This window comes from Streptomyces sp. NPDC058195, from assembly GCF_042883525.1.
Taxonomy (GTDB): Bacteria; Actinomycetota; Actinomycetes; order Streptomycetales; family Streptomycetaceae; genus Streptomyces.
This window is the reverse complement of the sequence record NZ_JBHVVM010000015.1, coordinates 122,745-135,562: the sequence shown is the minus strand read 5'-3', so window position 1 is coordinate 135,562 and position 12,818 is coordinate 122,745. Positions and strand designations below refer to the sequence as shown.

Below are 12,818 nucleotides of genomic sequence, written 5' to 3'. Positions count from 1 at the left end.
CGCACACCCCCTCTTCGTTCTTTTCCGCTGCGCTGCCGCGTACCCGCCGGCGCACGGGTTTCGCCTGCCTCTCACGGGAGTTCGCCATGTCTGTCTTCACCGCTGCCGCCGACCAGTCGCTTTGTGCCCCCCTGTCGGTTCTGGGGGAGGACGTGAGGGTTCCGCTGGTCACCGGTGGTGAGGTCACGTACGCCGCGCTCGACTACGCCGCCAGCGCCCCGGCGCTCCAGCGGGTCTGGGACGACGTCGCCGCCTACGCCCCGTACTACGGCAGCGTCCACCGCGGAGCCGGGTACCTCTCGCAGCTCTCCACCGACCTCTTCGAGAACAGCCGCGCCACCGTCGCGGAGTTCCTCGGCTGCCGCCCCGACGACCAGGTGGTCTTCACCCGCTCCACCACCGACTCGCTGAACCTGCTGGCCGCGGTCCTCCCGGCAGGCTGCCAGGTCTTCGTCTACGAGACCGAGCACCACGCCTCGCTGCTGCCGTGGCGCGACGCCCAGGTGACCTACCTGAACGCTCCGCGCACCCCCGCCCAGGCGGTCGAGACCCTGGAGCGGGCGCTCGCCGACCGCGATCCCCACGGCCCCGCGCTGGTCTGCGTCACCGGTGCCTCCAACGTCACCGGCGAGCTGTGGCCGGTGAAGGAGCTGGCCGCCGCCGCGCACGCGCACGGTGCACGGATCGTGCTGGACGCCGCCCAGCTCGCCCCGCACCACCCGGTGGACATCGCCGCGCTGGACGTCGACTGGGTCGCCTTCTCCGGCCACAAGCTGTACGCGCCCTTCGGCTCGGGCGTCCTCGCCGGGCGGGCCGACTGGCTCCGGGAGGCCGAGCCCTACCTCGCGGGCGGCGGAGCCTCGCGCACGGTGGCCCGCCGTGCCGACGGCGGTGTGGACGTGGAGTGGCACTCCACCGCCGCCCGTCACGAGGCCGGATCGCCCAATGTCATCGGCGTGTACTCCATCGCCTCCGCCTGCAAGGCACTGACCGAGGCGGGCTTCGACACCCTGGTCGCCCGGGAGCAGCGCCTGGTGGCCGCGGTCCGGGCCGGGCTCGCCGAGGTGCCGCAGGTCAAGGTGTTGTCGCTGTTCGGCGACGACGCCCCGCGGGTCGGCGTGATCTCCTTCGTGGTGGAGGGCTGGAACAGCTCGCACTTCGCCGCCGCGCTCTCCGCCGAGTACGGCATCGGCGTCCGTGACGGCCTCTTCTGCGCCCACCCGCTGGTCCGCACCCTGCTGGGCAGTGACCCGCAGCAGGTCGGCGAGTGCGGCGCGCCCGAGGCCGCCCCGGGCGAGCGGTCGCTGAACGCCATCCGGGTGAGCTTCGGGGCCGGTACGCCCGAGGAGCACATCGAGCGCTTCGTCCGCGCGGTCCGGGAGCTGGTCAGCGAGGGCGCCCAGTGGAAGTACCGCACCGAGGGCGGGCGCTGCGTCCCGGACCGGGGCGCCGCACAGGTCTGAACAGACCTTCGGCGGGGGACGGGCTGTGTGCCCGTCCCCCGCCGAAGGTGTGGTGAAAGGGAGCGCCTACGCGTCCAGCCCGATGGCGAAGGCGGCCTCCAGATCGTGCTGCGAGTAGGTGCGGAAGGCCACGTGCGTGTCGGTGGCCTCGACACCGGGGATCTTGCTGATCCGGCCGGGGATGACATCGGCCAGATCGTCGTGCTGGGGCACCCGGACCATGGCGATCAGGTCGTACGTACCGGTAACCGAGAAGACTTCGCTGACACTGTCCAGCGCGGCGATGGCCTCGGCGATCTCGGGAATCCGGTCCACGCTGGTTTTGATGAGCACGATCGCGGTGATCACGGCTGACGTTCTCCCTCGGTGGCCGCGGCTGGTGCCTTCACTCTATCCGTACGCCGGTAACGGCCCCACGCGTAGAAGAAGCCCAGGGCGAAGCCCACCACATGGGCCAGGTAGGCCACGCCCGGCCCGCCGTTGCCCGCGCCCCGCACCGCCAGCCACTGGAGGACGAACCAGAAGACCAGCACGATCCAGGCGGGGAAACGCAGTGGCAGGAAGAAGAGGAACGGGAACAGACTGGTGACCCGGGCCCGCGGGAAGAGGTACAGAAAGGCCCCGAGCACCGCCGAGATCGACCCCGACGCGCCCACCAGCGTCTGGTCGGAGGTGGCGTGGGCGGCGGCGTAGGCCGTCAGGGCGAGGTAGCCGCTGATCACGTAGAAGAAGGTGAACCCGGCCCGGCCCATCCGTTCCTCCGTCATCGCCCCGAACACGTACAGGAAGAGCATGTTGCCGAGCAGGTGGAGCCAGCTGCCGTGTACGAACAGGGCGGTCAGCGGGGTGAGCAGGGCGTGCCCGGAGCCCTCCCACAGCTCGCTGGGGATCACTCCCCAGCGTTCGAAGTACCCGGCCTGGGCGGCGAGCACGGCGTCGGCGGTGCCGCGGACCGGGTGGAGTCCGGACAGCGGGCTGATCGCGAAGACCAGGACGCAGACCGCGATCAGGGAATGGGTCACCCAGGGCCCGCCGGAGGTGACCGTGCGGAGCGGCCCGCCGGTCGCCCGGCCCGCCGCGGCTCGCGGTTCGATCATGAACAGAGCATGACGCAAGCGGAGGGAACGGGACAGACCGCCTCGCCGTGCCGGGGGAACGTGGCGAGGCCGTAGGGTTACGGCAGGACATCCGCAGTTCGACGGCGCACCGCGAGATCCTTGAAGCAAGCGGCACAAGGTTCGACGAAAGAGGACGCAACGATGACGACGGTTCCCCAGCCGACCGACCGGACTCGCTGGCGCTGCACGCTCTGCGGAAATCTCACGCGCTTCGACGTGACGCGCTCCTCGAAGGTCGTCGAGTATGTCCATCTCGACCTGGCCGGTGAGGCCACCGTCGAGGAACGCGAGGTGGTCAGTGAGACCATCGAGTCGGTGCGTTGCCGGTGGTGCAATGCGGTGGACCAGATCGAACTGGTGGACAGGCCGGGTGCCGACTCCTGACGGAGCCGCGCCCACAGACTTTTGGGGTGACGGATGGTGGAGCAGCCCGAGAGCGGCGCCGGAGCGGCCGAGTCGGCCGGCGACGCCGCCGAGGTGCTCGACCGCCCGCTGCCCGAAGGGGTACGGCGACGGGTCGTCGCGCTGGTGGCGGACGCGTTCGGCGGCCTGACGGTCACCGAACTCCCGGCCCAGCTGCGCCAGTACGCCCGCTTCACCCCGACCCGGCGCGCCAAGTTCGCCGGGAACGCCATGGCGGCCGCGCTGGAGAGCGACGCGCTGTTCCGCCAGCGCATCGGTGAGCGGCTCAAGGAGGGCCAGCCGGAGCTGGCCACCGCCCTGGAGGCCGGTGCGCCGCCCGCCGCGGCCGACCCCGTCGACGTCGCCGCGGCGGCCTATGTGCTGCGCCCGGTGGGCTGGGTGAAACTGGTCGCCGCCGCGGGCGAGGAGGTCCAGCGCGCCGACGCCGAGCGGGCCGACGAGGAGGGCCGCCGCGAGCTGGAGCGGCTGCGCGAGGAGCTGGGCCGGGCCCGCTCCCACACGAAGGACGAGACGGAGCGGCTCCGCGCCGAGCTGGACACGGCCCGCAAGGAGGCCGACGCCCTCCAGCGCAAGCTGCGCAGCGCCGTCAACGAGGTCAGGCGTGGTGAGGCGGCGCTGCGCCGCAGCCGGGCCGAGACCGAGACCGTACGGTCCGAGGCGGCTGCCCAGGTCTCGGCGGCCGAGAGCGAGAGCCGTCGGCTCAAGGCGCGGCTCGCGGAGGCGGAGGCGGCCGTGGAGGCGGGCCGCCGGGCCGCCCGGGAGGGCCGTTCCGTCGAGGACATGCGGCTGCGGCTGCTGCTGGACACGGTGCTCGACGCCGCGAGCGGGCTCCGGCGGGAACTGGCTCTGCCGCCCTCCTCGATGCGCCCCGCCGACGGGGTCGACGCGGTGGAGCCGGGCCGGATGTCGCCCAAGGACATCGCGGCCAGGGCCCTTTCGGAGACCGACCCGGCCCTGCTGGACCAGCTGCTCGCGCTGCCGCAGGCGCACCTGATCATCGACGGCTACAACGTCACCAAGACCGGCTATCCGCAACTGCCGCTGGAGAAGCAGCGGCTGAGGCTGCTGGGCGGGCTCTCGGTGCTCGCCGCGCAGACCGGTGCCGAGGTGACCTGCGTCTTCGACGGGGCCGAGCTGGCGGCTCCGGTGCTGCTGGCGCCGCCGCGCGGGGTCCGGGTGCTGTTCAGCAAGCCGGGGGTGACCGCCGATGAGCTGATCCGCCAGCTGGCGCGTGCCGAGCCTCCGGGGCGTCCCGTCGTGGTGGTCTCCACCGACCGCGAGGTCGCCGACGGGGTGGCGAAGGCGGGCGCCAGGCCCGTTGCGTCCGTCTTGCTCCTGAAGCGCCTTTCGCGCGTCTAGTGCGACTTGCCGGTTCTCGGGGGAAATCGGGGAACGGTCCGTCAGATCGCCACTACGCCCCGTGTGTCGCGGGTAAAGAAGTGTGTGGTGTGACGAGATTTTTGGTGCGAGGATTTGAACTGATCACAACTCGGTCACTAGGGTCAGCCTTCGAACCTTCGCTCGGTTGATCACCCATCCGGGGTGACGGCGAAGGCACCGCCGAGTCCGTGACGTGCACGGAGCCGGGGAGACCGCATCCCCCACAGCCCGGTAGGCGGCTGGAGGAAGAAGGAGCTCGCCTTCGTGGCGTCCCACCGTCGTCCCAAGCAGCCGAGCCGAGCCCGTGTGACCGTGATCACCGCGGCCGCCACCGCTGCCGTAGCTCTGTCCTCCCAGGCGGCCCAGGCCGACCCCAAGCCGTCCAAGGGCGAAGTCAGGTCCAAGGTCGAAAAGCTCAGCCATGACGCCGGCGAGGCCAACGAGCAGTACTACGGCGCCAAGGAGAAGCAGCAGAAGCTGGAGAAGGAAGTCGGCGCGCTGCAGGACAAGGTGGCCCGCGGCCAGCAGGAGATCAACAAGCTCCGCAACGGCCTCGGTTCGCTCGCCGCCGCGCAGTACCGCTCCGGCGGCATCGACCCCTCGGTGCAGCTCTTCCTCTCGTCCAACCCGGACACCTACCTCGACGAGGCCTCGGCGCTCGACCAGCTGACGGCCAAGCAGACCGAGACCCTGGGCAAGATCCAGGAGAAGCAGCGGGTCCTCGCGCAGCAGCGCAAGGAGGCCCAGGCCAAGCTCGGTGACCTCGCGGACGTGCGCAAGACGCTCGGCGTGAAGAAGAAGGAACTCCAGACCAAGCTGGCCAAGGCGCAGCAGATGCTCAACTCGCTGACCGCGGCCGAGCGTACGAAGATGCGCGAGGACGAGCAGCGCTCCAGCCGCGCCGCGGGTGACCGGGTCGAGCTGGGCAACGAGGCCCCCGCCTCCGCCTGGGGCGCCGCCGCCCTCCAGGCCGCCTCCAGCCAGGTGGGCAAGCCGTACGGCCGCGGTGGCACCGGCCCCGGCTCCTTCGACTGCTCCGGGCTGACCCAGTGGGCCTACGCCCAGGCCAACGTCCAGATCTCCCGGGTCACCTACACCCAGGTCAACGACGGTGTCCGCATCGGGCGCAGCGCGCTGAAGCCGGGCGACCTGGTGTTCTTCAACAACACCTCGCACGTGGGGCTCTACGCGGGCAACAACACCCTCCTGCACGCCCCGTACCCGGGCACGGTCGTCCGCTACGAGTCGATGAACACCATCGGCAGCTTCCAGTTCGGCGTCCGCGTCGGCTGACGACGCCCGAACGGGCGAATTCCCGCGTTCGCGCAGACCGTCCGCCCCGCCGGAGACCGCAAGGTCACCGGCGGGGCGTCGCCGTTCCCGCCGTCATCCCGGCGGACACGGCCCCTGGCCGGTGCGTAACCGTGCGACTACTGTCTGTCTGCTGTGCGGCTCCCGGTCGTCGGTCCGCCCGCCCCGGGCGGCAGGGGCTGCGCGCGTCTGCGTACAGCGGAAGGAGTGCGGCGTCCTGTGGTGTCCCATCGCCGTTCCACTCAGCCCGGCCTCAGCCCGAGCGTCCGGGCCACCGTCCTGACGGCCGCGGCGGCGACCGCGGCCGCCGCCCTCGGCACCACCGTCGCCGGTGCCGACCCGCAGGGCGCGCCCCGCACCGCCAAGGCCCGCGTCGACCGCCTGTACACCGAGGCGGAACGCGCCACCCAGCAGTACGACCAGGCCGGTGAGAACGCCGAGCGGCTGCGCGGCGAGATCTCCCGCGCCCAGGACCGGGCGGCCCGCGACCAGGAGCGGGTCAACCGGATGCGTACGGCGCTCGGGGAGGCGGCGGGCGCCCAGTACCGTTCCGGCGGCATCGACCCCTCGCTGGCCCTGCTGCTCTCCTCCGACCCGGACAGCTACCTCGACCGGGCCGCCGTACTGGAGCGGGTGACGGGCCTTCAGTCCGTCCGGCTCCACCAGCTCCAGCAGGCCCGGCGCGGCCTGGAGCAGACCCGCGCGGAAGCGGCCCGCGCCCTGGCCGAGCTGGAGCGCAACCGGCAGGCGGCCACCCGCCACAAACGGACCGTCGAACGCAGACTCGCCGAGGCCCAGCGGCTGCTGGCCACCCTGACCGGCACCGACCGGGCGGAGTTCGAGCGGGCCTCGCGCTCCGGCCGTGACCCCGGTTTCCCGGACCTGGCCGGTCTGCCGGCCGGTTCCGCCCGCGCCGCCGCCGCCGTCCTGGCCGTCCGGCGGGCGCTGGGCCACCCGTACGTCTGGGGGGCCAACGGGCCGTCCGGATTCGACTGCTCCGGGCTGATGCAGTGGGCGTACGCACAGGCCGGGGTCGGCCTGCCGCGCACCTCGCAGGCCCAGCGGTACGCGGGCCGCATGGTGCCGCTCTCCGCGGCCCGCCCCGGCGACCTGGTCGCCTACCGCGCGGACGCCAGCCACATTGCGATGTACGTCGGCCACGGCCAGGTCATCCACGCCCCGTACCCCGGTGCCGCGGTGCGCTACGACCCGGTCGGAATGATGCCCGTCTCCTCGGTCACCCGCGTCTGACCCGTACCCTCGACCGGGTGAACGACGGACGGGGACGGAACGGGCGGCGCGGCACCGCCGCGGCGCTGCTCGCCGGACTGCTCCTCCTCGCCGGATGCGCGGCCCCGGGCGGCGACGACGCCCCGGCCGGGTCCGTCGGCCGGGGCGTCCGCGCCACCCTGGACCGCCGGGCGGACGCCGTGCTCCGCCACGACCCGGACGCCTACCTGGCCACCACCGACCCCGGCGCGACCGCCCTGCGCACCGCCCAGCGCCGGGAGCTCGCCAACCTCGCCGACGTACCGCTGAGCGCCTGGGAGTACCGGCTGCTGAGGGTGACCGGGCGGAACGGCGGCCGGGCCACCGCCGATGTCGAGCTGCGCTACCGGATCACCGGCTACGACGCCGCCCCGGTCACCGCGGACCGGGTCGTCGAACTGCGCTGGGAGGGGACGGACGGCCGCTGGTACGTCACCGGCGACCGCCCCGGCGCGGACGGCGGCCACCAGCTCTGGCAGCAGGGCGCGGTACGGGTGGCGCGCGGCGGGCACACCCTGGTGCTCGGCGTCGGCCGTAGCGACCGGGAACTGCGCGCGATCGCCCGGACCACGGACCGTGCGGTCCCCGCCGTCTCGGATGCCTGGCCGGGGCGCTGGGCGGGCCGGGTGGTGGTGCTGGTGCCCCGGACCACGGCGGACCTGGCGGCGCTGCTGGGCTCCACGGCGGACTACCGGGGCATCGCGGCCGTCACCACCGGCAGGACCGGCGAGCCCGGCCGGAACCCCGCGGACCGGGTGATCGTCAACCCGGAGGCGTACGGCACGCTCGACGGCTTCGGGCAGCGCGTCGTCCTCGCCCACGAGACCACCCACGTCGCCACCCGAGCCCGCACCTCCGCCGCGACCCCGGCCTGGCTCTCCGAGGGCCTCGCAGACTGGGCGGCCTACCGCGCCGAGGACCGCGAGCCCGCCCGGAACGCCCCCGAACTGGCCGCCGCCGTCCGGCGCGGCGCGCTCCCCGCCGCCCTCCCCACCGACGCGGACTTCGGCTTCGCGGGCGACCCGGTGCGTCTGGCCAGGGCGTACGAGGGCGGCTGGACGGCCTGCCAGCTGATCGCCGACCACTGGGGCGAGCCGGAGCTGCGCGCCTTCTACCGGGCTGTCGGCGCCCATCCGGAGCGGGACGGCGCGGTCGGACAGGCCCTGCGCGAGGTGCTCGGCACCACCCCCGCGGAGTTCACCGCGCTCTGGCGCACCTGGCTGCGCACCCACCTGGCCTGAGCGCCGCTCAGGTACCGGCCGGCTCCGCCACGCGGCCGGTACCGGCCGCGGACGCCGTGGCGTCCGCCGCCCGGGGCACGGTCCGCCGCCACAGCCGCTGACAGGCGATCAGCGTCGCCGCCACCAGCAGCCCGTTGCGCAGGAACATCAGCGTCACCCCGGTCGCGTCGCTGGACACCACGTGCACGAACCCGAGCGGGAACTCCGCCTGGGTGACCCCCGTCGCCGCCAGCACCAAAACGGCGGGCAGGGCCATCCGGCCGCCCCGGAAGACCAGACAGACCGCCGCCAGACCGACCAGCCACAGCATGTACTGCGGGCTGATCACCCGGCTCGTCGTCGTGAACAGCAGCACCGCCGTGAACGCCGCGTCCGCCGGGGTGCTGAGCGTGAAGTCACGGGCCCGCAGCCGCCACAGCAGCAGCCAGCCCAGCGCGAGCACGGACAGCCCGAGCGCGAGCGTGCTCACCAGGGGCACCCGGGGCCCCAGGAACTCCATGGAGCCGTAGTGCAGTTCGATCCGGCCCGACCAGCCGAACTGCCGCGCCACGTGGAAGACCAGCCCGCCCAGCGACTCGATCTCGGTGCCCCGGTCCCGCTGGAAGCCGAGGAAGGCCAGCGCACCCGGCATCGCCAGCACGCACCCCGCCAGCAGCCCGGCCGCCGTCACGGCCGCGGCGCCCCACGCCAGCCGCGTCTGCCGCCCGCGCGCCGTACCCGCCAGCAGCAGCGCGGGCCACACCTTCAGCAGCCCGCCCACCGCCGCCAGCGCCCCCAGCACCCGCGGATGCCGCACCCCCGCCAGCAGAGCCGCCACCGCGACCGCCGTCACCATCACGTCGTAGCGGGCGTACGCGGTCGTGCCGAGCAGCGGCACCCCCGCCACCCACACCCAGGTGCCCGCCTGCGACCGGCCCTCGCCCCGGCCCGCGTACAGCAGCAGCCCCAGCACCAGCAGATCGCAGAGACACACGAGGACGAAGAACGCCGAGGTGTAGTCCAGCATCGGCAGCAGCCCGGGGGAGAGCACCGCGAGCGCCGCCAGCGGGGGGTACTGCCAGGTGACGTCGTCCTGCGGGTACGTACCGCTCTTCAGGACCTCGGACCAGCCGTGGTAGATCGCCGAGACATCGCTGGTCACGTCCGGTCCGGGCAGGGTGATCACCTTGGTGACGCAGAGCAGCAGCGCCACTCTGGTCAGGGCCCACACCGCGACCGCGTACCGTGCGCCCGTCGATCCCGTCGATCCCGCCATACCGCCTCATCCGCTCGTGCCCGGCGACGCCCGCCCCTGAGTGAGGAGGACACCCCTTCGTACCCGCCGACGGGTACGAGGAGCCATGATGCCCGCCCGGCCGGTGCCGGAGCCATCGGGCCGGGCCCGGTACTGTCGGCCGCGATGGACAAGACCCTGATCGTGACCAACGACTTCCCGCCCCGCCCCGGCGGCATCCAGGCCTTCCTGCACAACATGGCGCTGCGCCTGGATCCCGGACGGATCGTCGTGTACGCCTCCACCTGGAAGCGGAGCCCCGAGGGCATCGCGGCCACCGCCGCCTTCGACGCCGAACAGCCCTTCACCGTCGTGCGCGACCCCACCACGATGCTGCTGCCGACCCCGCGGGTCACCCGCCGCGCGGTGGGGCTGCTGCGGGAACACGGCTGCTCCTCCGTCTGGTTCGGCGCCGCCGCCCCGCTCGGGCTGATGGCCCCGGCGCTGCGCCGGGCCGGGGCCCGCCGCCTGGTCGCCACCACCCACGGCCACGAGGCGGGCTGGGCCCAGCTCCCCGCCTCCCGGCAGCTGCTGCGCCGGATCGGCGAGGGCACGGACACCATCACCTATCTGGGGGAGTACACCCGCTCCCGGATCGCCCCCGCGCTCACCCCGAAGGCAGCGGCGCGGATGGTCCAGCTGCCGCCCGGCGTCGACGAGAAGACCTTCCACCCGGACTCGGGCGGACAGCGGGTGCGGGCCTCGCTCGGCCTCGCGGACCGGCCCGTCGTCGTCTGCGTGTCCCGGCTCGTGCCGCGCAAGGGCCAGGACACCCTGATCCGGGCGATGCCCGCGATCCTGGCCCGGGTGCCGGACACGGTGCTTCTCATCGTCGGCGGCGGACCGTACGCCAAGGAGCTGCGGAAGCTGGCCGGCGAGACCGGCGTCGCCGACGCGGTGCGGTTCACCGGGCCGGTGCCCTGGGAGGAGCTGCCCGCGCACTACGGCGCCGGTGACGTCTTCGCCATGCCGTGCCGTACCCGGCGAGGCGGCCTCGACGTGGAGGGCCTGGGCATCGTCTTCCTGGAGGCGTCCGCGACCGGGCTTGCGGTGGTGGCGGGCGACTCGGGCGGCGCGCCCGACGCGGTGCTCGACGGCGAGACCGGGTGGGTGGTGCGCGGCGGCAGCGCGCAGGAGTCGGCCGAGCGGATCGTCACCCTGCTCGACGACCCGGAACTCCGGCGGCGGATGGGGGAGAAGGGGCGGGCCTGGGTCGAGGAGAAGTGGCGCTGGGACCTGCTCGCGGAGCGGCTGAGGGCCCTGCTCTGACCTGCCGCGGCATACGGAAGGGGGCCCGCACGGTGTGTGCGGGCCCCCTCTCGCGTACGGCCGGGTCAGCCCCGGTAGATCGCCTCGATCTCGTCCGCGAAGTCCTTCGCCACCACGTTCCGTTTGAGCTTCAGCGAGGGGGTGATGTGGCCCGCCTCCTCGGTGAGCTGGGCATCCAGGACGCGGAACTTGCGGACCGACTCCGCCTTGGACACGGCCGCGTTCCCGTCGTCCACCGCCCGCTGTACCTCGGCCAGCAGCTCAGGGTCCTCGCGCAGCGACCGGGCCGTCGAACCGGCCGGCTTGCCGTGCTCCGCGGCCCAGAGGCCCAGGAACTCCTCGTCCAGCGTGACCAGCGCGCCCACGAACGGCCGCCCGTCGCCGACCACCATGCACTCGGCGACCAGGGCGTGCCCGCGGATGCGGTCCTCGATCACCGCGGGGGCGACGTTCTTGCCGCCCGCGGTGACGATGATCTCCTTCTTGCGGCCGGTGATGGTGAGGTAGCCGTCCTCGTCGAGCGTGCCGATGTCACCGGTGTGGAACCAGCCGTCGGCCAGCGCCTCGGCGGTCGCCGCCGGGTTGTTCCAATACCCCGTGAACAGGTGTTCGCCGTGCAGCAGCACCTCGCCGTCGTCGGCGATCCGCACCACCGAACCGGGCAGCGGCTGGCCGACCGTACCGACCTTCTGCCGGTCCCACGGGTTGAAGGCGGTGGCCGCGCAGGACTCCGTCAGGCCGTAGCCCTCCAGGACGGTGAAGCCGATGCCGCGGTAGAAGTGGCCGAGCCGCTCGCCCAGCGGGGCGCCGCCGGAGATCGCGTGCTCGCCGCGCCCGCCGAGCACCGCGCGCAGCTTGCCGTAGACCAGCCGGTCGAAGATCTTGTGCTTCATCCGCAGCCCGAAGGACGGGCCCTGCCGGGTGTCCAGGGCACGGCTGTAGGCGATCGCCGTGTCGGCGGCCCTGTCGAAGATCCTGCCCTTGCCGTCGGCCTGCGCCTTGGCCCGCGCGCCGTTGTACACCTTCTCGAAGACCCGGGGCACGCCGAGGATCAGCGTGGGCTGGAAGGACGCCAGCTCCTCGGTGAGGTGCTTGATGTCCGGTACGCAGCCCAGCCGGATCGGGGCCATCACCGACGCCACCTCGACCAGCCGCCCGAAAACGTGCGCGGCGGGCAGGAAGAGCAGTACGGAGCACTCGCCGGTACGGAACAGCGGCTTCAGCCGCTCCACCACATTGCCGCACTCGGCGAAGAAACTGCGGTGCGTGAGCACACAGCCCTTCGGGCGGCCGGTGGTGCCCGAGGTGTAGACGATGGTGGCCGGGTCGTCGGCCTTCGCCGTCGCCATCCGCCGGTCCAGTGTCTCGTCGCTGACCTCCGCGCCGCTCTCGGCCAGCCGGCGGACCGCGTCGTCCTCGATCTGCCAGATGCTCTTCAGCGCGGGCAGGTCCGCCCTGACGGACTCCACGGACGCCTGGTGCCCGGCGGACTCCACCAGGCACAGGACGGCACCGGAGTCACTGAGGATCCACTGGATCTGCTCGGGCGAGCTCGTCTCGTACACCGGGACGGTGACCGCGCCCGCGCTCCAGATCGCGAAGTCGAACAGCACCCACTCGTAGCGGGTCCGCGACAGCAGGGCCACCCGGTCACCCGCCTCGACACCAGCCGCGATCAGGCCCTTGGCGACACTTCTGACCTCGGCCAGGAACTGCCGGGCGTCGACATCGGTCCAGACACCCGCCACCTTGCGGCTCATCACCGCGGCATCGGGATGCTGAGCGGCATTGCGGCGGATGAGATCCGTCAGGTTGCCGTCCGAGGGGACCTCGTACAGGGCCGGAAGGCTGAACTCGCGCAAGACTGCTGCTCCTCATCGGGCTCCGGTGCCACGGCTCTGTGTGACGCACCGGCTGCGGTCCAAGACTGGCTCGTGCTCAGTGGGGGTGAGCACAACTGGACTGCCCGGACGTTACCCACCAGTACATGGTTCCCGATAGGGGGTTCCGGCCAGATGTCTTATGCGTCACACATCACGGTGATCCTTGGGCGCACAGTAGTCCACCCCTA

General features: G+C 72.8%; 11 protein-coding genes. 7 read left to right on the top strand and 4 right to left on the bottom strand.

Annotated elements, in window-relative coordinates:
- Positions 1–86 precede the first annotated feature (86 nt).
- Positions 87–1,463 carry an aminotransferase class V-fold PLP-dependent enzyme gene (locus tag ACFVWY_RS20240; RefSeq protein WP_389874124.1) on the top strand — a complete coding sequence of 459 codons (1,377 nt, stop codon included), beginning with the start codon at positions 87–89 and terminating at the stop codon, positions 1,461–1,463.
- Positions 1,464–1,529: 66 nt separating this feature from the next.
- Here ACFVWY_RS20240 and ACFVWY_RS20235 read toward each other — a convergent pair whose 3' ends face one another.
- Complete coding sequence (locus tag ACFVWY_RS20235; protein ID WP_389874122.1) at positions 1,530–1,811, bottom strand: Lrp/AsnC family transcriptional regulator; 282 nt, start codon at positions 1,809–1,811, stop codon at positions 1,530–1,532.
- Positions 1,808–2,560, bottom strand: coding sequence for a rhomboid family intramembrane serine protease (locus tag ACFVWY_RS20230; RefSeq protein ID WP_389874120.1), 753 nt, complete (start codon positions 2,558–2,560; stop codon positions 1,808–1,810). Before ACFVWY_RS20230 ends, ACFVWY_RS20235 begins: the two co-directional genes overlap by 4 nt.
- Before the next feature lie 162 nt (positions 2,561–2,722).
- Here ACFVWY_RS20230 and ACFVWY_RS20225 point away from each other — a divergent pair, with 162 nt between their 5' ends.
- From ACFVWY_RS20225 to ACFVWY_RS20205, 5 genes are all read left to right on the top strand, one after another.
- On the top strand, positions 2,723–2,965 hold the full coding sequence (locus ACFVWY_RS20225) for a hypothetical protein (protein ID WP_389874117.1): 243 nt from the start codon (positions 2,723–2,725) through the stop codon (positions 2,963–2,965).
- Positions 2,966–3,001: 36 nt separating this feature from the next.
- Entirely contained in the window at positions 3,002–4,363 is a 1,362-nt protein-coding gene (locus tag ACFVWY_RS20220; RefSeq protein WP_389874266.1) for an NYN domain-containing protein, read from the top strand.
- A gap of 285 nt (positions 4,364–4,648) precedes the next feature.
- A complete protein-coding gene (locus tag ACFVWY_RS20215; protein WP_389874115.1) occupies positions 4,649–5,677 on the top strand; it encodes an NlpC/P60 family protein in 1,029 nt (342 codons plus the stop codon).
- 237 nt (positions 5,678–5,914) lie between these two features.
- Entirely contained in the window at positions 5,915–6,946 is a 1,032-nt protein-coding gene (locus ACFVWY_RS20210; protein WP_389874113.1) for an NlpC/P60 family protein, read from the top strand.
- A 17-nt stretch (positions 6,947–6,963) separates the two neighbouring features.
- On the top strand, positions 6,964–8,205 hold the full coding sequence (locus ACFVWY_RS20205; protein ID WP_389874110.1) for a hypothetical protein: 1,242 nt from the start codon (positions 6,964–6,966) through the stop codon (positions 8,203–8,205).
- 7 nt (positions 8,206–8,212) lie between these two features.
- Here the strand turns inward: ACFVWY_RS20205 and ACFVWY_RS20200 are convergent, their stop codons facing one another.
- On the bottom strand, positions 8,213–9,460 hold the full coding sequence (locus tag ACFVWY_RS20200) for a glycosyltransferase 87 family protein (RefSeq protein ID WP_389874109.1): 1,248 nt from the start codon (positions 9,458–9,460) through the stop codon (positions 8,213–8,215).
- Between the two features lie 144 nt (positions 9,461–9,604).
- On the opposite strand from ACFVWY_RS20200, the gene ACFVWY_RS20195 reads away from it, so the two are divergent.
- The gene (locus tag ACFVWY_RS20195) at positions 9,605–10,747 is read left to right on the top strand and encodes a glycosyltransferase family 4 protein (protein ID WP_389874107.1); all 1,143 of its coding nucleotides are present in this window, start codon (positions 9,605–9,607) and stop codon (positions 10,745–10,747) included.
- Positions 10,748–10,812: 65 nt separating this feature from the next.
- Here the strand turns inward: ACFVWY_RS20195 and ACFVWY_RS20190 are convergent, their stop codons facing one another.
- Positions 10,813–12,609 carry an AMP-dependent synthetase/ligase gene (locus ACFVWY_RS20190; protein WP_389874105.1) on the bottom strand — a complete coding sequence of 599 codons (1,797 nt, stop codon included), beginning with the start codon at positions 12,607–12,609 and terminating at the stop codon, positions 10,813–10,815.
- Positions 12,610–12,818: the final 209 nt, after the last annotated feature.